General features: G+C 68.3%; 16 protein-coding genes. 9 read left to right on the top strand and 7 right to left on the bottom strand.

Annotation, left to right across the window (positions count from 1 at the left end; all coding sequences use genetic code 11):
- Positions 1–383 precede the first annotated feature (383 nt).
- From E1295_RS18405 to E1295_RS18385, 5 genes are read right to left on the bottom strand one after another with little or no spacing between them, the layout of a single operon-like run.
- Positions 384–2,345, bottom strand: a complete 1,962-nt coding sequence (locus E1295_RS18405; RefSeq protein WP_132631552.1) for a S9 family peptidase — start codon at positions 2,343–2,345, stop codon at positions 384–386.
- Between the two features lie 22 nt (positions 2,346–2,367).
- Complete coding sequence (locus E1295_RS18400; protein WP_166427287.1) at positions 2,368–4,095, bottom strand: CocE/NonD family hydrolase; 1,728 nt, start codon at positions 4,093–4,095, stop codon at positions 2,368–2,370.
- Entirely contained in the window at positions 4,088–5,488 is a 1,401-nt protein-coding gene (locus E1295_RS18395) for a serine hydrolase domain-containing protein (protein ID WP_246080120.1), read from the bottom strand. The genes E1295_RS18400 and E1295_RS18395 overlap by 8 nt, the downstream gene beginning before the upstream one ends.
- Positions 5,488–6,561: a dipeptidase gene (locus E1295_RS18390; RefSeq protein ID WP_132631549.1), complete on the bottom strand. Its 1,074-nt coding sequence runs from the start codon at positions 6,559–6,561 to the stop codon at positions 5,488–5,490. The genes E1295_RS18395 and E1295_RS18390 overlap by 1 nt, the downstream gene beginning before the upstream one ends.
- 7 nt (positions 6,562–6,568) lie before the next feature.
- Complete coding sequence (locus E1295_RS18385; RefSeq protein WP_132631548.1) at positions 6,569–8,536, bottom strand: CocE/NonD family hydrolase; 1,968 nt, start codon at positions 8,534–8,536, stop codon at positions 6,569–6,571.
- 289 nt (positions 8,537–8,825) lie between these two features.
- On the opposite strand from E1295_RS18385, the gene E1295_RS18380 reads away from it, so the two are divergent.
- From E1295_RS18380 to E1295_RS18360, 5 genes are read left to right on the top strand one after another with little or no spacing between them, the layout of a single operon-like run.
- On the top strand, positions 8,826–10,289 hold the full coding sequence (locus E1295_RS18380; RefSeq protein WP_166427286.1) for an ABC transporter substrate-binding protein: 1,464 nt from the start codon (positions 8,826–8,828) through the stop codon (positions 10,287–10,289).
- 5 nt (positions 10,290–10,294) lie between these two features.
- Positions 10,295–11,263, top strand: a complete 969-nt coding sequence (locus tag E1295_RS18375) for an ABC transporter permease (RefSeq protein WP_220448780.1) — start codon at positions 10,295–10,297, stop codon at positions 11,261–11,263.
- Positions 11,260–12,117: an ABC transporter permease gene (locus E1295_RS18370; RefSeq protein WP_132631546.1), complete on the top strand. Its 858-nt coding sequence runs from the start codon at positions 11,260–11,262 to the stop codon at positions 12,115–12,117. The genes E1295_RS18375 and E1295_RS18370 overlap by 4 nt, the downstream gene beginning before the upstream one ends.
- Positions 12,114–13,961, top strand: a complete 1,848-nt coding sequence (locus E1295_RS18365; RefSeq protein WP_132631545.1) for a dipeptide ABC transporter ATP-binding protein — start codon at positions 12,114–12,116, stop codon at positions 13,959–13,961. The genes E1295_RS18370 and E1295_RS18365 overlap by 4 nt, the downstream gene beginning before the upstream one ends.
- Before the next feature lie 37 nt (positions 13,962–13,998).
- The gene (locus E1295_RS18360; RefSeq protein WP_132631544.1) at positions 13,999–14,916 is read left to right on the top strand and encodes an MOSC domain-containing protein; all 918 of its coding nucleotides are present in this window, start codon (positions 13,999–14,001) and stop codon (positions 14,914–14,916) included.
- Here E1295_RS18360 and dapB read toward each other — a convergent pair.
- The gene (gene dapB / locus E1295_RS18355) at positions 14,864–15,670 is read right to left on the bottom strand and encodes a 4-hydroxy-tetrahydrodipicolinate reductase (protein WP_132631543.1); all 807 of its coding nucleotides are present in this window, start codon (positions 15,668–15,670) and stop codon (positions 14,864–14,866) included. The genes E1295_RS18360 and dapB overlap by 53 nt on opposite strands.
- A 198-nt stretch (positions 15,671–15,868) precedes the next feature.
- Between dapB and E1295_RS18350 the strand changes: the two genes are divergently transcribed.
- The 4 genes from E1295_RS18350 (at position 15,869) to E1295_RS18335 (ending at position 20,071) form a co-directional block, all read left to right on the top strand.
- Positions 15,869–17,095, top strand: coding sequence for an MFS transporter (locus tag E1295_RS18350; protein WP_166427285.1), 1,227 nt, complete (start codon positions 15,869–15,871; stop codon positions 17,093–17,095).
- A 45-nt stretch (positions 17,096–17,140) separates the two neighbouring features.
- Positions 17,141–17,809: a GntR family transcriptional regulator gene (locus E1295_RS18345; protein WP_166427284.1), complete on the top strand. Its 669-nt coding sequence runs from the start codon at positions 17,141–17,143 to the stop codon at positions 17,807–17,809.
- Positions 17,810–17,988: 179 nt separating this feature from the next.
- Complete coding sequence (locus tag E1295_RS18340) at positions 17,989–18,663, top strand: pyridoxamine 5'-phosphate oxidase family protein (RefSeq protein WP_132631540.1); 675 nt, start codon at positions 17,989–17,991, stop codon at positions 18,661–18,663.
- Positions 18,664–18,760: 97 nt separating this feature from the next.
- Positions 18,761–20,071: an NAD(P)/FAD-dependent oxidoreductase gene (locus E1295_RS18335; protein WP_132631539.1), complete on the top strand. Its 1,311-nt coding sequence runs from the start codon at positions 18,761–18,763 to the stop codon at positions 20,069–20,071.
- On the opposite strand, the gene E1295_RS18330 is transcribed toward E1295_RS18335, so the two are convergent.
- A partial coding sequence (locus tag E1295_RS18330; RefSeq protein WP_132631538.1) for an alpha/beta hydrolase occupies positions 20,068–20,645 on the bottom strand: 578 nt, incomplete at its 5' end. The two genes, E1295_RS18335 and E1295_RS18330, sit on opposite strands and share 4 nt — an antisense overlap.

The following is a 20,645-nucleotide window of genomic DNA, read 5'->3' as shown; positions in this document are numbered from 1 at the left end:
TCCCGCCGCCGCCCCGTCGTCGCCCTGCGGTTCGTCCGGCTTCGACCAGTCGATCGGGACGGCCAGCTTGCCGCACTCGACAGTGGGCTCCCCTCACACGGACCCCACGCGATGCCACGTTTGCCGACGGCATCCGTGACGCCTTCTCCGGCTACGGCCGCGTTGCCCACCCCGGTTATCGGCGGGGTCGACAACGTCGCCATCGCCACGAGGGTGGTGGCGAGCAGGCTCGTTCTTTTCGGTACATTGCTCCTGTCGTTGATCAGATGGAGTCGCTCGCGCCGACCTGTCTCTCAGATCAGGCTCCCTGGCGCACCAACCAATCAGGCGCTCTGCCACGAACCCTCTATTACTTTGCTCAAGTAAGTTCGGGCAACGGTGGGCTAGACGTAGCGGATCATCCAATCCAGCAGGGCCTCGTTCTGAGCCAGACGGTGGGATGGGGGCCCGACGAGGGAGCCGTGATGGGAGGTGCCGGGGAAGCGCAACATCTCGGCCGGCACCCCGTTCGCCTTGAGGACGGCGTAGTACTGCTCGGTCTGTTCCGGTGGGCACCGGTGGTCGGCCTCGTGTTGCAGGAACAGGGTGGGCGTCGTGCAGCGGTGGGCGTAGGTGATCGGTGAACACCGTTCGTAGTCGTCGCGACGTTCGTGCGGTGCGCCGCCCATCATGGTCGGCCCTTGCCAGAGGCCGGTATCGCTCGTGCCGTACATGCTGAACCAGTTGAAGAAGGGGTTCTCGGGACAGGCGGCCTTGAACCTGTCGGTGTGCCCGATGATCCATCCGGTGAGGAAACCGCCGCACGAGATGCCGAACACTCCGAGCCGGTCGGGATCGGCGAGTCCCAGCTCGACGGCGTGGTCGACACCCTTCATCAGGTCCGTGTAGTCGAGGTTGCCGTAGTCGTTGTTGACCGTCGTCGCGAAGTCGTCGCCGTACCCGGTCGAGCCGCGCTGGTTGACGAACAGCACTCCGAAGCCGGCACCGGCGAGCATCAGGAAGTCGAAGTTGAAGATGTGACCCCAGCCGATGTGCGGACCCCCGTGGATACCGAGCACCGTGGGGTACGGCGCGTCGCCGCCGTCGGCAGGCGGCAGGAACCATCCCTCCACGGTGGCGCCGTCGCCGCTCACGAATTCCAGCCGCCGGGCGGACGGCAGATCGCGTTCCGTCAGCAATGCGGTGTTGAGCTCGGTCAGCCGTTCCTCACGTCCAGCCGCGACGTCGAACGTGTACAGGTCGCCGGGTTCCGTCATGCCGAAACCGGCGAACAACAACGTGTCGCCGCGCAGGCACGCGGGCGCGCAGACGCGTTCGCCCGCCACCACCGGCTCGTACGACTCCGGACCGGACAACGCGACCTTGACGATCTCCCCCTCCCCGCCACGCTGCACCATCGTGTAGGCGTGGGCGCCGTCGTCGGACACGACCAGTCGTCCCAGCGCCATCTGCACGGCCGGCATGTCCGGCTGGAAGATGCCGCCGACACCGGCGTCGAGCCCGGTCGTGCGCGGGTCATGCGCGCCGGTGCGCGGATCGGCCACCCGCAGCTCCGCCTTGGTGCCCGGGAGCTGGCCCGGCTCGTAGCCGATGAGGTAGGCGATCCGTCCGTCGGGACACGCGGCATGGCTGGAGAGCAGGCCGGCGTGTGCGAGTTCGCTGACGCCGCCGTCCAGGCCGACCATGCGCAGGTGCATCGTCATCGGGGCGGCGCCGGGGTCGTGGGAGGCGAGGTAGGCGATGCTCGTGCCGTCGGACGTCCACACCGGTTCGAAGTTCAGCGCCGCGTCGTCGGTGAGCCGCAGTGGCTCACCGCCGGCGACCTCGACCACGCAGATGTCGGTTCCGGCGTCGTCGAGAACGCCGATGCCGTCCACCCGCCACACGGCACGTGTGACCCGGTACGGCTTGGCCGGGTCACGCGGCTCGCCCTGCGGTCCCGCGGCGAACGCGATGTGCCTGCCGTCAGGGGACCAGGCAGGCCCGCCGCTGACGCCACGCGGGAGCGAGGTGAGCTGTCGCGCCTCGCCGCCGTCCGCCGGCATCACGAAGATCTGCGGGGCCCCGCCACGGACGGAGAGGAAGGCGATCCACCGTCCGTCCGGGGAGAACACCGGCGCGACGTGCACGGTGTCCGCGTACGTGAGGCGTCGGCACGCCCTGCTCCGGCGGTCAAGGAGGTAGAGGTCGGTGTGGTCGGTGTTCGACTCGGCGTCGGCCCTGGAGAGCGCGTACACCACGGTCCGGCCGTCGGGCGCGAGGTCGGCGCCCATCAGGAAGCGCAGCTTCAGCAGGTCGTCGGCGACAACGGGGCGCTTGGCCGTGGTCTCGTTGGCAGGGGTCATGCTCGCCTTCGCTCCTTGGGAATCAGACGTTCGCCTGGCCGGCGTGGCGCCGCACGACGGGCAGCAGAATGCGGCTGGCCAGATCCGGGCTGTGGTACACGCGCTGCTCCGCGACGACGACGGTGTCGTCGGTGAAGAAGTTGCTCGCGCCCGAGTTGGTGTTGCGGTCGTACCGGCTGAAGCCCGAGCTGCTGATTTCCACCCGGATGCGGTGACCGGGGAGGAAGCGGACGCCGCAGGCGTCCATGCCGATCTCGAAGAGCGTGGGGATGCCGGGCTCGAGGGGCTCGGGATGCTCGAATGAGTGACGGAACCGGGCGCGCAGCGCACCGCGGCACAGGAAACGCGCGGTACCGTCCGGGTGCACATCGGTGAGCCGCAGGTGCCAGTCGGTGTCGAGGGCTGATGAGGAGGCGTAGAGCCGGCAGGTGATCCAGCCGACGACGTCCAGCGGCTCGGTCAGCGGCTCGCTCGTGTAACACAGGCAGTCGCTGCGCTTCGAGCCGGGACGGTCGTCGATCGGACCGTCGTGCAGGCTCCACGGGCGGGCACCGCAGTCGGCCGGGTCATACCGATAACTGTCGGGAGGTTCCTCCATGCTCGGGGGTTCCAGGGTCAGGATGCCGTCGCCGTCGAGGGTGTTCGCCTGCCCGCCGGAGTGGAGGTAGAGCGGCATGTCCTCCGCGTCAGGCAGCGGCCAGTCGTCTTCCGCCCACCACTCGTTCGCGCCGACGACGAAGAGGTGAACCGGCTTCTCTTCGTCGATCCCGTTGGGCACGCCTTTCAGCCATCGGTCGAAGAAGCGCTGGATGTAGTCGTTGAGCTCGATGATCGCGCTGTCGCCGAAGTCGACCTCGTTGAGCTCCCGGTGGGTGTTGATCCAGTGCGGCCACGGGCCGATGACCAGCTTCTGCCTGGACTTCGCCCGGCTGTTTCGCATGGCCTGGTAGTTGGACGGGGCACCCGGGAAGTTCAGGTCCCACCATCCCGTGACGTTCAAGGACGCGACGTCCATCTCGGCATGGTTGTCGTACGAACGCCGGCGCCAATAGTCATCGAAGGTGGGATGTTCGGTCATCTCGCGCCACCAGGGCGGGCTCTCCCCGGTGCTGCCGGGCACAGCGGCCAGCGGCAGGGTGTCGAAGTACGGCTGCGGCCCCGTGAGCGTGCTTCCCGGATCGGCTGTCTGCCAGGAGCGTGCGCCCATGGCGACGGCCCACTCGGCCATGCCCAACATGAAGCAGCCGCCGAGGATCGGCTCGTTCCGCCACGGCGAGCCTGGTGGCGAGCACATCGGCACGATCGCCTTCAGGTGCGGCGGGCGGCGGGAGGCCGCGAACCACTGCGTCTGACCAGCGTACGAACCGCCGATCATCCCGATGTTGCCGTCGCACCACTCCTGCGCGGCGATCCATTCCACCGTGTCGTAGCCGTCGTCGGCCTCGTCGGCGTACGGCTGGAACACCCCGTCGGAGTTGAACCGGCCGCGGCAGTCGGAGAACGCGATGATGTAGCCCGCCTGTGCGAACCGTTCGTACAGCTCTGTCCGGTGACCGCCGACCTTGTCGTAGGGCGTACGCATCAGGATGACGGGCAAAGGACCTGGCAGGTCGGGCCGCCGGAGGTCCATCGCCAGTTCGACGCCGTCGCGCATGGGCACCCGCAGCCCGAGGTGCAGGCGGGTGACGGAGGTCAGCTGCGGCGGAGTCTCGGCTCGAGGCGGCTCACCCTGGTGCACGTGTTCAGTCATTCTCATCCATTCCAGAAATTGCTGGCTCTACCCGGCGCGCGAGGCGGCCATCCAGGTAGACGAGCTGGTAGCGACCGGTGCGATCCACCTGGGAGAAGTGCAGGCGGGTCCGGCCGTCGAAGAGGCCGGCCATGTCGGCGACGGCCGAGCGCGGGCCGTCCGGGACGGCGTCGAACTCCGTGGCGGCTCCCTTCTCGTAGATCTCGGCTCCTTGGAGGTCCTCGAGGACCGGTTCGACCCTCACGCGCAGCCTCTCGCCGTGCGGCGTGACGGTGAGCCGTCTGCTCTTACGCAGGTAGGTTCCGGCGCACCGGCTGAGCTCAAGGGCTTCCGCGTCGTGGTTCCGGTGTGAGACGCGCAGCGGGGACCGTTCGGGAGGGAGGAACAGGTCGAGCGCATCCGCGTGGAGAGCGGCTGACGCGTTCGAGTTGGCGAAGGCGATGTACGCCAGGTGGTCGCGCGGGGAGAGCACGGCGAACGCTGTGCCTCCGTTGGAGCCGCCGCCGTGGGAGTACACCAGTCCGCCCTCGTGTGCGGTGTAGCGCCAGCCCAGGCAGTAGCCGGTCTCGGGCCCGGGCGGTTCCGCGACCGTCGGAGTGCGCATGGCCGCGACGGACGCCGGCGCGAGGAACTGGTCCATGAGGTCCGGAGGGTCGAGGAACGCGCGCAGGAAACGGAGCGTGTCGCCGACCGTCGTGATCAGAGTCGATCCCGCCGCGGCCAGCGTCTCCGGCAACAGGAACTGCGTGGTCGGCACGTGCCCCTGCGCCGCGGGGAAGTGGCCGATGGCGGTGTGTCGCATGCCGGCGTGCCTGGCGTCCGCGCTGGTCCGTTCGAGCTGGAGTCGGTCGATCACCCGTTCCTGGAGCAGCTGGAGAAAGTTCTTGCCGGTCAGTCGCTTGAGAATCACCTCGACGACGAACCAGCCGGCGTTGTTGTAGGAGGCGGTGGCGCCTGGTTCGTGCAGTTTTCCGACGTGGCGCAGCAGATCGACGTAACGGTCCACCCCGTCCGGGTACGGGCCGGTGTCGACGAGATAGTCGCCCGCGTCGGTACCGCTGGAATGGTTGAGCAGTTGCCGGACGGTCATCGCCCCGGCCGCCGTCTTGTCCGCGCCGAACTGGACGTCCGGCGCGTAGTCCACGATCCGCTGATCGAGATCGATCCTGCCCTCTTCGACAAATGTCATGACCAGGGCGGTCGTCCACACTTTGGTGACGGACCCGGTGAGGAACGCGGTGTCGGGCGTCATCTCCGCCCGCGTGCCGAGGTTCGCGACGCCGCAGGCGGCGACCGACGTGCGACCGGCATGGTAAGCACCGACGACGAAGCCGGGCACGCCGTGCCCGCGTCGCAGCGTCTCGAGCCGGCGCCGCAGGTCGGTCCCGGCCATCACGACGACGACCGTTCCCGCTGCGACGGGACGCCCATGACCTCGTGGAAGACCCGCATCACGTTGTCGCCGAGGACTTTCTTGACGTCCTGCTCGCCGAAACCTCTCCGTACCATCGCGTCGGTGACCTTCACGAGGTCCGACGGCCGTTTGATCTCCGCGGGTTCGTACGGGCCGATGACCCCGGCGTTGCCGCTGGGATCTCCGGCGTGCGCCGGCCAGCCGCCCCACACCTCCTGGAAGTAGTCGTCGATGATGTCGGGTCCGAGCCCGACGTGGTCGATGCCGGCGATGTCCACGACGTGCTCGATGTGGTCGACGACGCGGTCGGCCGTAGGGCTGTGCGGGTCGACGAACCAGGGGATCGCGGCCGCGATGCCGACGACCCCGCCCAGTGCGGCGATCCGTCTGATCTGGTCGTCGCCGAGGCTGCGATGGTTGTCGGTGATGACGAGGCAGGTCGAGTGGGTGGCGAGAAGCGGCCGGCTGGCAAGGTTCAGCACGTCCTCCACACCGGTGACGCCGAGATGGCTGAGGTCGAAGACCATGCCGAGGCGCTCCATCTCGGTGAACACCTCGATGCCCTGCGGGGTGAGGCCGCCCCGGGCCGTGTCGTCCAGGCCGCTGCCGTCGGCGAGGAAGGTGCGGCCGTAGTGCGCTATCGACGCGACGCGCACGCCGGCCCTGAACAGGGTCCTGATCAGCTTCGGGTCCTGGCCGATGCCATGTGCCCCCTCGATCGCCATGACGAGCGCGATCCTTCCGCTCTGGTTCGCCGCGTCGATGTCCGCCGCCGTCGAACAGATCGCCACGTCATCCGGGTACTGGACGGCCAGCTCGTGGATCCGCTCGGCGAGGAGCAACGTACGGCGCAGGGCTCCTTCGGACTGGTGGTCCTCGTCGATCCAGATGGGCAGCACCTGGACGTCGACTCCGCCGGCCCGCAACTCGGGTAGCCAGAACTCAGCGAAATGGTCGGTCTTTCCCCGCTTGTCCATGTGGTCCACGAGGAGGATCAGGTCGTTGTGCGCGTCGACGACCTGGGCGTCGGCGTGCAGGCGCGCGGTGTCCATCTGCGGCTCATTCCTCCGTCGCCGAAGTGCCGACGACAGGGACGACAAGGTGGGACGGATGGTCTCGGTCACGGTAGATCGTCTGGGTGGCGACGACCGGGGCGCCGGGTTCGCCGCCCAGGTTGGTGTTCCTGTCGAAGCGGGGGAAGTCGGCGGAGGAGATGTCGACGCGTAGCCTGTGCCCGGTCCTGAACCTCATCGCCGTCGCCCACATGTCCACCTCGAGTCGATAGATCTTCCCGGGCTCTAGCAGCTCGGGTGCGCCGTCGCCGGTGCGGTGGCGGGCGCGGAGCATCCCGCTCTGGACGTGGAACGCGCGGCCGTCCGGCCAGACGTCGCTGAGGCGGACGTTGACGTCGGTGTCCACCGCGCTGGATCCGGCGTAGAGGACCATGACGAGCGGGCCGACGACGTCGAGAACCTCATCGAGCGGCGGTGTCGTGTACACCAGCACGTCACCGCGTCGCTGGACCTCGCTCACGTCTCCGCTGCCCGGGGTGTAGTGGAAGGAGACGAAGCTCCCGGCGACGGTAGGCGTCGGATCCTCGGGATCGTAGGCGTAGACGTCCGGCTCAGCGTCCGCAGCCGGCGGGCTCGTCGAGAGCACCCCTTCACTGCCGAGATAGAGGGCACGTTCCGTCGCCTCGGGCACCGGCCAGTCGGATGCCGTCCGCCACTCGTTGGCGCCCATCAGGTAGTAGGTCACCCTCGGCCAGGACTCCGTCGTGCCGTTGCGTACGGAGGTGAACCAGTGGTCGAGGAAGCCGACCTGGTCCAGCATGTTCGACGGACGCACCAGCTCGGGATGCTCGTCGGTGCCCAGCCGGTATCCAGGCCGGTTGTGCGCTCTCGGGGTGATGATGATGCGCGCGCCGTCAGCGACCTCGGGACGTCCTTCGCGGCGCAGCATCCGGAACGTGGCGAGGGCGTCGTTGACGCCCCAGTCGTACCACCCGGTGAGCATCAGCGGCGGAGCGGTGACGAGCCGGCACATCTCCGCGGGGTCGGCGTGCGGCATGATGTGCCTGGCGTGAGAGATGCGGTGGCCGAAGATGTCGGACATGGCCTCCATGTCCGTCATCGTCACGTGGTCGACGCCCTTCGCTCGACGAACGAACTCAGCGCGTCGCGCGCTACGAAGATCGCAGTACTGCTCCCACAACCACTGTCGTGCCTCGGCCGGATGCATCCCTGTGACCATGGGGTACTCCTGCACCAGCCACTCCGGCAGCGGCAGTTGCAACGGCTCGTTGAAGTAGCCGCCTGCCAGTGTCTCCTGCTCGAACACCCGCTCCATGTCGAAGAGGGAGACGGGCGCCTTGTCGGCGCCGTTGCCGACAACCCGCGCATAAGAGTTGACGAACATGTACAGATGCACGGTGTTGACGGCGATCCCGAGCCCGCTGACCGCCGGCGCGATCGCCGACATCGCCGGGTTCGCCGACATGCACCACTGCGTGAGACCGGTGTAGGACCCGCCGCACGACGCGATGAACCCGCCGTACCACTCCTGCTCGCAGATCCAGTCAATGAGGTCCGGGCCGTCTTCCCGCTCGTGCACCAGGTAGTCCCAGTCGGCGGGCTCGCTCTCGCCGGTTCCTCGGCAGTCCTGTGACACCACGGCGTAGCCGCGCCGCGCGAATGCCGTCAACGCCGCTGTCACGCCGAACGCCTCGACATCTCGGGGGATCGGGCCGCGGCTGACCAGGACCGGCGCTCGGTGGACCGGCGGAAGGTAGATGTCGGTCGCGAGTCGCACCCCGTCCCGCATCGGGACCTGGACCGTCTCGCACGTGATGGCGGACGCGGGGAACCGCGGCGGGGGAAGCGTTCCGTGCAGAAGGAACTCGTGGAGCTCCGGTGCGACGTCGACGAGCCGGGCCTGTGCCTTCTTGACCAAGGTGCACACCTCTTCCTTGCCGGTCGGCGAACGCCTCGCCGGCGAGCTGGTTGACTCCACGCTAATCTCGGTCATACCATATGTAACACCTTCAATGTAAGATATTACTACCCCGCGACGCACCCCCGAGGCTCAGCCTCTCGGGTCAACGGTGCGCAGCGTGGCCCTGCATCTACCCGACCGCGGCCGCCGCCCGTCGGCACCCCCCACGTCCTCCAGTCATGTCTCTGTCGCGCCGAGCGCAAGGAGAGAGGTCGAGAGCAGCATGAGCCTCAGGATGATCACGGCATGCCTGGCGCTGACGTCAGCATGCTTAGTGAGCTGCACGAACAGCGCATCCCAAGCAGACACCAACGTGTTGACCGTGGGACTCACCGGAACGGTGAGCACCCTCGACGACACCGCGGGCACGAGCTCGGTGGGCTTCACCGTGACGTCGCTCGGCGTGGAGCGCCTCATGCGGGTCGCCCCCGACGGCAAACTCGAACCACACCTCGCGAAAGCGGTGGAGCATCCCGATGCGACGACCTACCTCTACACACTGCGGCCAGGGATCACGTTCTGGGACGGCTCCCCACTCACCGCGGACGACGTCGCGTTCTCGATGAACCACGCGCGCCGGGCGAAGTCGCAGCTGGCGTCGTTCTTCGCGAGCGTGCAGGACATCACCGCCGACGATGGCGACACCGTGCGCGTGACGCTGAAACACCCCGACGCCAGCTGGAAATACACGCCGACGTTGGCTCCCGTGTTCCAGAAGGCGTTCGCCGAGAAACACGGGGACTCCCACGGGAAGCCCGGTGTGCTGGTCATGGGCACAGGCCCCTGGAAGTTCGCGGACCTCGCCACTACCCGTGGCGTCGAGCTGGTCCGCAACGACAACTACTGGAACGGCCGACCGGCATTCGACCAGATCAAGATCGAGTTCCTCGCCGACGACACGAGCGCCGCCTTCGCGTACCGCGCCGGCGAGATCGACGTCGCGTTCCCCGCCGACGCGCGCTCGTACGAGTCGGTGTCGGGGGCGAAGCTGGTCAGCAGCGGGCCGACCTGTTCGTCCATGGTCATGAGCATGAACACGAAGCTGGAGCCGTGGAGCGACATCCACGTCCGGCGGGCGGTCGCGCACGCAGTCGACAGGGAAGGCATCGTGAAAGCCCTCGGCGACGACGTCACTCCCACCTCACAGCTCATTCCCCGGCCCATGTGGGACGGCGCCGTGCCCGCCGCGGAAGCGGACAAGCTCTACGAGTCGCTCCCCACCTACGAGTACGACCTGGACAAGGCGCGCGCGGAGCTCGCCCGCTCGGCGTACCCCGGCGGTTTCAGCGCGACCATCAACGCGTCGTCCAACGTGGCCGAGACCAGCATCGCGAACCAGGCGCTCGCAGCGAGCCTCGCCAAGATCGGAATCAGGATCGCCGTCAAGAGGGTGCCGAACAGTCAGTGGCTCAAGCAGCTCTACGGACCTCGTGCGGACATCCCCGTCTTCACGATGCCGATCGGATGCGGCACGGTGCCCGACCCGAGCTTCTATCCCGGCATCCTGCTGGACTCGGCCGCCGCCACCGAGGGCGGCACCAACGTCGCCGACTACACGAAGCCGGAGGTCGACCGCTTGGTCCGGGCGGGCCTGCGTACCGACACCCCGGCGAAGCGCCTGTCCATCTACCGCGACCTGCTGCACCGGGTGTCGGAGGACGTGCCCTACGTGCCGCTCTACTCGCTCGAAGGGTACGTCGCCCTTTCCGAGCAGTTCGTCTGGCCAGGGTTCGACGAGATGTACTCGGTCCAGCCATGGGCGCTGTCGATCAAGGCGAAGGCGTAGCGACGATGAGCCTGCGGAGCACGGCCTTCCTTCTGCTCAAGCGTCTCGTGGCGGCATGCCTGCTGCTGGCCGTCATCTCTCTTGCGGTGTTCTCGCTGGTGTACCTCTCGCCGGGAAGCGCCGAGCAGATCCTCGCCGGCGGCAAGGGATCGATCTCGCCCGAGCAACTGCAGCGCCTCAGGGCCGAGCACCACCTCGACGAGCCGCTCCTGACGCAGTACTGGATCTGGGTGAAGGACGCCGTCACGCTCGACTTCGGCCAGTCCATCCAGACGGCGCTGCCCGTGACCGATGAACTGGGCGCACGGCTGCGCGTCTCTCTCTTCCTCGGCGCTTACGCCTTCGTCCTGACGACCGTGGCCGGCGTTCTGCTCGGCCTGTTCGCCGCGTTGCGAAGGAACAGCATCCTCGACCGCGCCGTCGTGGCGTCGACGCTCGTCGGGCTCAGTGCTCCGGCGTTCGCGACCGCGCTCCTGCTGCTGTACGCCTTCGCCATTCTCGTGCCGGTGTTCCCCGCCTTCGGCCAGGGCACCGATGTCCTCGACACGTTGTGGCACCTCACGCTGCCGGCGCTCGCACTCGCCACCTCCAGCACCGCCTTCCTGGTCAAGCACACCCGCGCCGCGATGCTCGGGGTGCTCGACCAGGATCACGTCGTGTTCGCGCGCGCACGTGGGCTGTCGATCATGACCGTGCTCTGCCGCTACGTGGGGCGCAACGCGCTGATCCCCATCACGACGATCAGCGCGCTCACCTTCATTCAGTTCGTCGTCGGCGCCGTCCTCGTCGAGGTCGCGTTCTCGCTGCAGGGGATCGGGAGCCTGCTCGTGCAGGCCGTCGCCGCCAAGGACGTGCCGATGGTCCAGGGAGTGGTGATGCTGGTCGCCGTCATCGTCATCGGCGCGAACCTGGTCGCCGATCTCTTCTCCATAGCCGTGGACCCGCGGGTGCGGCTTGGAAGGCGGGCGGCATGACCGAAGTCAGCGAGAGGGCGGCACCCCGCCGGCCTGGCACCGCCAACCGGTCGGATGTGACGGCCGGCCTCTGCTTCGCGTTCCTCGCGGCCATATGTGCGCTCGCCCTCGTGCCGTCCATGGCGCCGTACGATGCGATGGGCGCGAATCTCACCATCGGTCTCAGCCCGCCCAGCGAGAGCCACTGGCTCGGGACGGACGCGCTTGGGCGCGACATCCTGTCGCGGGTCATCGTCGGCGCGCGGGCCGCCCTCCTCGGACCACTGATCGTCACGCTGGTGTCGATGACCTTCGGCAACGCCCTCGGCCTGATCGCCGGATGCCGTGGGGGGTGGGTCGACAGCGTCGTCATGCGCTGGGTCGACCTGATGCTCGCGCTTCCCGGCCTGCTCGTCGCGGTGGTCGTGATCGGAGCGCTCGGCGGGGGCTACTGGGTGGCCGTCGCCGTGCTCGGAGTTCTGCTCATCCCGTTCGACGCGCGCGTCATCCGCGGCGCCGCGCTCGAGCAGATGCCCCGCCCGTACGTCGAGGCGGCCAGGACGCTCGGTGTCCCGTGGTGGCGTCTCACCCTCTTCCATGTCTGGCCGAATGTGTCCGCGGTGACCGTGGCCAACACCTTTCTCGTGTTCGCGATGGCGCTCGTCTCACTGTCGGGCCTGTCCTTCCTCGGCTTCGGCGCGGATGCCGGCCAACCTGACTGGGGCCTCATGATCGCGGAGAACCGTACGAACCTGTTCGAGAACCCGGCTTCGGTCGTGGCGCCAGGATGCCTGCTCATCCTCACCGCGACGTGCGTGAACCTGCTGGGTGACTGGGTGTACCAACGCCTGTCCGAGCGAGGCCTCAGCCGATGAACGAGGTGGAATCCGTGGACGAGCCCGCGCTGGAAATACGGCGGCTGCGCATCGAGGCAGCCGGACGCGGTACGGCGACGACCATCGTGTCCTCGCTGGATCTCACCCTGGCGGCCGGCGAGACGGTGGGCATCGTCGGCGAATCGGGCAGCGGGAAGTCGATGACCGCCCGAGCCGCCATCGGGCTGCTCCCGCCTTCCGTGTTCGTGTCAGGTGGCGAGATCCGTTACGGCGGACGCAACCTGCTCGAACTGACCGAACGACAATGGCGCCGGATCCGCGGCTCTGAGCTGGGTTTCGTCATGCAGGACCCGTTCACGATGCTCAATCCCGTCAGGAAGTGCGGTCGCGTCATCGAGGAGTCGCTGCCCGACGCCGGCCGGGGCACATCCAGGCGGCAGCGTCGCGCCGAGTCGATCGAGCGGCTGGCCGAGGTGGGCATCACGGACGAAGCCGTGGCGGATCGCTATCCCTTCCAGCTCTCCGGCGGCATGCGCCAGCGCGTCGCCATCGCCGCCGCGATCGCGTCCGAGCCGCAGGTGCTCATCGCGGACGAGCCGTCGACGGCTCTGGACGTCACGACGCAGCGAGACATCCTCCTGCTGCTGAAAAAGCTCCAGGCCGCTCGAGGCATGGGGCTGATCCTGATCACCCACGACCTGCGCGTCGCCTTCGCCATGTGTGACCGGGTCCACGTCCTTTACGCAGGTCACCTGGTCGAGGTCGCGGCGGCCGCCGAGCTCGAGAGCACCCCGATGCATCCCTACACCCACGGCCTGCTGACCTCCGAACCACCGGTGGACCGCCGCGTGGCGGAGCTGACCGGCATACCGGGCGCGGTGCCGGTGCCCGACGACGTCGCCGGCCGGTGCGCGTTCGAGCCACGCTGCGCCTGGTCGGCGCCGGCCTGCCGGAACGGCACGCCGCCACTGACCGAGGTGGCGCCGAGCCACCTGTCCGCGTGCACCCGCGTACGCGAGATCCACGGTGAGATGGCGCACCTGCGCTCCCGTATGAAGCTCGCCGAGCCGCTCCCGCCGGCCCAGCCGCCATCGGGCGAACCTCTTGTTCGCGGGCGTGACGTGCGCAAAGTGTTCGACGGCCGCCGTGACCAGGCGCCGGCCCTTGCCGGCGTCTCGTTCGAGATCGGATACGGCGAGAGCGTCGGGCTGGTCGGCGAGTCGGGATCCGGCAAGACGACCCTCGCCCGATCGCTGGTCGGCTTGGAGCGCATCACCTCCGGCGAGCTCGTCGTCGACGGAGTCGCCGTGAACGCCGGGTCTCGCCTGGACGCCCGGGACCGACGCAGACTGAGCCACACCGTGCAGATGGTGTTTCAGGATCCCTACTCGTCGCTCAATCCCATGCGCACCATCGGGTCGGCCCTGAAGGAGGTGGTCAGGCTGCACGACCCGTCGGCGACCGACCCCTCGGCCCGGGTCGCCGAGCTGCTGGAGTCCGTCGGCCTGCCCGCGGAGCTGGCACAACGCAAACCGGTCATCCTGTCCGGCGGCCAGCGGCAGCGAGTCGCCATCGCACGTGCGCTGGCGGTCCGCCCGAAGCTCCTCGTCTTCGACGAACCTCTTTCCGCGCTTGACCTGTCAGCACAGGCGCAGGTCCTCAATCTGCTCACCAGGCTGCACCGCGACCGCGGCATCGGTTACCTCTTCATCACACACGACCTGGCGATGGTCCGTCAGATCGTCGATCGCGTCTACGTGTTGTACCGCGGCGACATCGTCGAGTCAGGTCCCGTCGACGAGGTGCTGGCACGCCCGGCCGCCCAGTACACGAAGAAGCTCATCGAGTCCATACCCCGGCCCACGGGGACCTGGCTCACATGAGCTCGGCGAACTCGTCCGGGACGATTGTGGAGGTGGTATGGGCCGGCGAATAGCGGTCGACTGGATCTCGGTGGCGCCGGTCAAGGGCCTCCGTCTGCTCCCGCGCAGCGAGGTGCGGCTGACGGCCGACGGCGTGCCCGGCGACAGGGCGTTCTTCGTCGTCGACGACCGGAACGTGATGATCAGCATGAAGCGTGTCGGACCCCTTGCGGCGGTCGTGCCCGATCATGACCCAGTGGCCGGCCGGCTCGCCCTGCGATTCCCCGACGGCCGTTCGGTGGCGGATACGGTGCGGCTGGGTGCTGCGACGCGAGTGCGCTTCTTCGACACCGAACTGCGCGCACGTCCGGTCGAAGGCGAGTTCTCGGCGGCGCTGTCCGAGCACTGCGGCGTCTCCTTGCGCCTGATGGCCACGCCACCTGGGTGGGTGTCGTTCGACCGCAGGCAGGGCGTCGTCTCCGTGTTGTCACTGGCCTCGCTGGAGCGGCTGCGTGAGGTGGCCGGGCTGGCCGAGCCGATCGATCACCGACGTTTCCGGATGACGTTCGGGTTCTCCGGCCTCGACGCGCACGAGGAGGACCGATGGGTCGGACGTGATCTTCAAGTGGGGGAGGCGGTCCTGCGGATCGCCGGGCATGTGGGCCGTTGCGCCGCGACGACCCGCGACGCGGACACGGGGGTGATGGACCTCAAGACGCTCCGTCACCTGGCAGCCTACCGAGGCGACCTGGCGGCGACGGAGCCCTTGCCGTTCGGCGTGCACGCCCAGGTCGTCCGCCCCGGTCCGGTCAGCGTCGGCGACCCGGTCATGCTGCTCGCGGGGACGGTCGACCCTCTGTCACGGGAGGCCGGCGACGCGGGGACGGTCGACCCCCGGTCACGGGAGGCCGGCCGGCCAGGCGTCACGTCTGCTGGGCCAGGGCATCCGGGTCCAGACCGCGAACGACGCCGATGACACCCGGCACGCTCCTGATCGCATGCAGCGTGCCCGCGACGAACTTCTCCGCGCTGTGCCCGCTCTCGTGCCGGATCACCAGACGCTCATCGGCCCCGCCGAAGATCACCTCGGTGGCCAGCTCGTAGCTCGGCAACCGCAGGGAGTGAACCTGGGTGCCGGCCACGGTCGCGCCACGTGCCTCGGCCTGGCCTCCGGTGTCGGCGACAGGGCGGTCGACCGTGGGCGGGCCGTGCTCGGCGAGCCGCTCGGCGAGCTCCCTGGCCGTTCCGCTCGGCGCATCCGGCTTGTGCTGGGACGCGTAGTCGACGATCTCCCAGGTCCGTAGATACTGTGCGGCCAGCAGCGCGGCCTGGGTCAGAACCGTGGCGCCGAGCGAGAAGTTGCCTCCGGCGAACACCCCGACGCGGGCCCTGCGCGCGACCTCGTCGATCTCCGCGAGGTCGTGCGCGCTCAGTCCTGACGACCCGACGACCACGTGCACGCCGTGCTCTATGGCAAGGATGGTGTGGGCGCGGATCGTCTCGTGCGAGGTGTAGTCGACGACCACGTCGACGTCGTCGAGCGCCTCGGCCAGCCGGCCGTGCACGGGGACGCCGATGGGGTCCTGCCCCCATGCCACGCCGAGGTCGCTGCCGGCTGCGGAGCGGCTCACGGCGGAGGTCAGCTCCAGGTCAGGAGCTTCGATGACCGCTGCGGCGACGGGGCGGCCGGTCCAGCCGGTGGCGCCGGCGACGCACACACGAACGCTCATCTCAACCTCCATGACTGTGGCGCATCTTCTATTTAAAATAGCACATGTAGTAGGTAATGTATTATATATGGATGAGTGGGGTCGACCTTGAGCGATCAGTGCGGCCCTCGTGCGGCGCCCAGGGACGAGGCCGGCGCGGCAGCCGGGCACCGATCGCCGCCTCCGCCGCCCGTTCGCCCTGCACGCGCGCGCTATACCGTGTGGATCGCGGCGGTCTCCGTCTATGTGGTCGCCGCCTTCTACCGGTCGGTGCTCTCCGCGGCCGGCCCCGCCGCCGTGGATCGTTTCGACATCACCGCGACACAGCTCGCCGGCCTCGTCGTAGGCCAGTTGCTGGTCTATGCGGCGATGCAGATTCCCGTCGGCATGCTGGTCGACCGGTTCGGCCCCCGGCGCCTGCTCGTCGCCGGGGCCACCGTGATGACCTGCGCTCACCTGGGGTTCGCCGTCACGGGTGAGTACGTCGGCGCCCTCGTCGCACGAATGCTCGTCGGAACCGGTGACGCCATGATTCTCATCAGTGTGCTCCGCCTCGTCACCGCCTGGTTCCCACCGAGACGCTCGATGGTGATGGTCACGACCACGGCAGCTGTCGGCGGACTCGGCGCGCTCGCCGCCGCGGCACCACTCTCCCGGTCGCTGCTCGCGTTCGGCTGGACGGCGACGCTCCTGGTCAGCGCATCGTTCGGGGCTGTCGTGGGGGTCCTCGCCCTCGTGGTCGTCAGGGACACGCCCGGCCGGTCAGGGACACGCGCTCCCGACAGCTTGCCCACGATCATTCGCGACGTACGTGTGACGTGGCGCAACCCGGGCACGAAGCTGGGATTCTGGTCGCATTTCTCGCTCCTGTTTCCCTTCAACGTGTTCTGTCTGCTCTGGGGCTACCCGTACCTCATCGAGTCAGAGCACGTCGCGCGGGAGACCGCGGCCGTCATGGTCGGTCTCCCGACCGCCGTGGTCGTCGCGGGCGGGCCACTGATCGGTGCCTATGTCGCCCGGCGCGGCCGGCTGAGGCCGGCGATCGTCATGGCCGTACTGGCCGGGGTCGCCCTGACGTGGACCGCCGCGCTGCTCTGGCCCGGAGACGCGCCGCTTGCGCTGCTCGGTGTGCTTGCTGTGGCCGTCGGGATCTGCGCCCCGGCGTCGATGATCGGTTTCGACGTGGTCCGTACGTGCGTCTCCGGGTCACAGCTCGGCCGGGCGACGGGGACCGTCAACTTCGGCGGCTTCGGCGCGTCCGTACTGGTCGTCCTCGCCATCGGCATCGTCCTCGACGCCGGCTCGGCCTCGCTGTCCGCCGAGACTTACCGATGGGCGATGTGCCTGCACTATCCGGTATGGCTGCTCGGCGGCATCCAGGTGTGGCGTTACCGTCACTGCTCTCGCAAGCCGCCTGGTGCCCAACCGGGCAGTACCACTATGTGAAGTATGCTGTACAACATATAAGGCACACATAGAGCGGGATTGACGTTGGCCAACGAACTCGGCAATATCTCGTCGACGAGCTTCCGCGAACAGGCGGCGCGCGCGATTCGAAGGGCGATCTTCACCGGCAAGATCGCACCGGGGGTGCTGTATTCGGTCTCCGCTCTCTCCGGTCAGCTGGGTGTGTCCGCGACACCGGTGCGGGAAGCCATGTTGGATCTCGTGAGCGAGGGCCTGGTCGTCGCAGTCCGCAGCCGCGGCTATCGCGTCGTCGACCTCACCCCTCAGGATCTCGACCATATTCTCAGGCTTCGAGTGCTCCTCGAGGTGCCGACGAGCGGCGAGATCGCCGAGTCGCGCAACGACGACGACCTTCCTCGACTGCTTGATCTGGCCGCCCGGTTGCCGGACTTGGCCACCAGTGGCGACTACGAGACCTACTTGGAGAACGACCAGGAGTTCCATCTCGGCCTGCTCGCTCTGTCCGGCAACCCTCGACTTGTGAGCATCGTGGAGAAGCTCAGGAACCAGACCCGGATCTTCGACGTGAGCAAGCTAGCCGCCAGCGGTGGCCTGGCCGGCTCGGCCCACGAGCATCTCGAGATCATGAAAGCGATCAGAGACCGCGACCGCCCGCGCACTGAGGAACTCGTCGAGCATCACATCCTGCGCTCCCGACGTGCCTGGCCCGCCGAGAAGGCCGCCGGTTCCTGACGAGCCCCCCTCCACGCATCGATCGGTGAGGCCGCATCGTCCTGCCGCCGGGATGACGTGATGGTGGCGGGGCCTCGGCCTCGCGGTCCGCTGCGTACTTCTTGAAGAGGAGAACACCCTCTTTCCCGGTGCTCAGTCATGTGCAATGCTACATACAAAACCTAGTGTGTGAGGTTGTTATGGATGAGGCAGCGCGCCCATTGTCCGCAACTAGCCGTACACGGTTGCGCCGGTTTCCCGAGCGCGGTCGGACAGACCGCGCCGACCTCAAGGCGATCCTGGACGACGGTCTGATGTGCTTCGTCGGCGCAGTCGTGGAGGGAGGGCCGCGGGTGATACCGATGGTCTACGGTCGGATCGACGACACCCTCTACCTGCACGGATCCGTCGCCAACCAGGTGCTCACCGCCGCGAGGGACGGCGCTGAGCTCTGCGTGTCGGTGACGGACGTCGACGAGCTCGTCCTGGCGAACTCGTTGTTCCACCACTCCGTCAACTTCCGCTCCGTGATGATCTACGGCCGGGGACGGCTCGTCACCGACCAGCGCGAGCAGGTGGCGGGGCTGCGCGCCGCGGCCGACCAGCTCGTGCCGGGACGCGGCGCGACGCTGGACGCCCCCACCCGCAAGCAGCTGGCCGCAACGCTGGTCATCGCCCTTCCCCTGGACGAGGCCTCGGTGAAGGTACGGCAAGGTCCGCCGAACGGCGAGGTCGGCGATTACGACCGTCCTATCTGGGCCGGGGTGCTGCCCCTCACACAGACCTGGGGCGAGCCGTTGTCCGACCCCAAGCTCCGCACCGCGACGGCCATTCCCGACCACGTCGCCAAACTGGCCGGGCAGCCACTGCGGTGACGGCTGGGTACGGCGCGCCGATCCGGTGCCCCGGCCATGGGCTCCCTTCTTCGACAGGTGACGGTGACGGCCGGGCGCCGCATCGGGCAAGGATGGCATGGTGACTATCACCGCGGACGTCGTCGTCGTCGGCGCCGGCGTGATCGGCTCGTCGACGGCTCTCGAACTTACGCGCGCCGGCTTCCGGGTCGTCGTCGTCGATCGTCTCGGAGGGCCGGGGCAGGGCTCGACGAGCGCATCGAGCGCGGTCATCCGGTTCAATTACTCGACCTTTCCTGGCGTCGCCGCGGCGTGGGAGGCCCGGCACTGCTGGGAGAGCTGGCCGGACCACCTCGGGTTCGTGGACCAGGCGGGAATGGCCCGGTTCTGGCGGACAGGCATGGTGTTCCTCGATGTCGACGTGGCGCCGAAGGAGAGGGTGGTGCCGCTGTTCGACCGGGCCGGCATCCCTTACGAGACATGGGATGCGTCCCTGCTGGCAGAGCGGATCCCGGGACTCGACGCGAGCCGGTTCTGGCCACCCAAGAGGCTCGACGACGACGCGTTCTGGGCAGATCCCACGGAACAACTCGGCGCCCTGTGGACCCCGGACGCTGGCTGGGTGGACGATCCGACGCTGGCTGCGGTCAACCTCGCTGACGCCGCCGGCCATGCGGGTGCGCGGTTCGTGTACGGCAGTCAGGTCACTGCCGTACGACGAACCGGCGGCCGGGTCGCCGGCGTCGGCCTGGCCAACGGCGAACAGGTGGACGCGCCCATCGTGGTCAATGCGGCGGGACCGTGGTCGTCGGCCTTCAACCAGATGGCAGGCGTCGGTGACGACTTCACCATCACGACCCGTCCGATGCGTCAAGAGGTGCACTTCGTGACCGCACCCCCCAAGTTCAACCACGGCGACCGGCCCGGACCAGTGATCGCGGACCTGGACCTGGGCACATATCTGCGCGGCGCACCCGGCAACGGGCTCTATGTCGGTGGCACCGAGCCGGAATGCGACCCGATGCAGTGGCTGGACGATCCGGACGAGGCGAACCTCCGCCCGACCCCGGCGCTTTTCGACGCACAGGTGACACGCGCCGCACGGCGCTTTCCCCACCTCAGTGTGCCGGCGCGGCCCAGCGGCGTCGCCGGTGTGTACGACGTCTCGACGGACTGGACTCCCCTTTACGACCGCACCTCGCTCGACGGCTTCTACGTCGCGATCGGCACCAGCGGCAACCAGTTCAAGAACGCACCCGTGGCCGGGCGTTTCATGGCGGCGATCGTCGATGCCGTGGAGAACGGGCACGACCACGACAGTCACCCGGTGCAGTACCGCGGTGAGCACACCGGTCTCACCATCGATCTCGGGGCGTTCTCCCGCCGGCGAACGGTCAACGCGAACTCCAGCGGGACCGTGATCGGCTAGGGCTCTTCCCCCGGGCAGCGGGTGCCCTTGGCGGGCACGGTCAGGGAGATCAGGTACTTGTCCATCACCGCCGTGGTGCAGTCGCTCATGCCGTAGATGCCGTGGCCCCAGCCCTCGTAGCTCAGCAGCCTGGCCTTGGGACCGAGCTGGCGGGCCACGTTCGCCGACCACGCGTACGGCGTGGACGGATCATGCCTGGAGGCGCCGACCAGCAGCGGAGCGCTCCCCTTGTACCGCAGCCGGTGCTGCGGGTTGTTGACCGGATGACCCTGGCACCGCGGCATGTCACCCATCGGCATCGGGTTGTACCGCATGTCCGGAGCCACCGCGTTGGCGGCGCGCATCACCCCGGCATACGCCTTGTAGCTGCTCAGCTTGAGGTTGTAATCCTCACACAGGATCGCAGTGGGGAACTCGGCGTGCTCACCGCTGGCGGGTCCGTTGCCAGGAGGGCCCGGCATGTCCGCGGGCACCGGGCCGCCGTCGAGAGCGCGCAGCACCTTGGCCTCCAGCGCCCAGTCCGGCCCCTCATTCATGATCACGCCCAGCCACAGCAGGTTGTGAGCGCTCACCG

Source organism: Nonomuraea mesophila (genome assembly GCF_004352805.1).
In the GTDB taxonomy this organism is placed as follows: domain Bacteria; phylum Actinomycetota; class Actinomycetes; order Streptosporangiales; family Streptosporangiaceae; genus Nonomuraea; species Nonomuraea longispora.
Note: the sequence above shows the minus strand (reverse complement) of the source record. Positions and strands in the feature narration are given on the sequence as shown.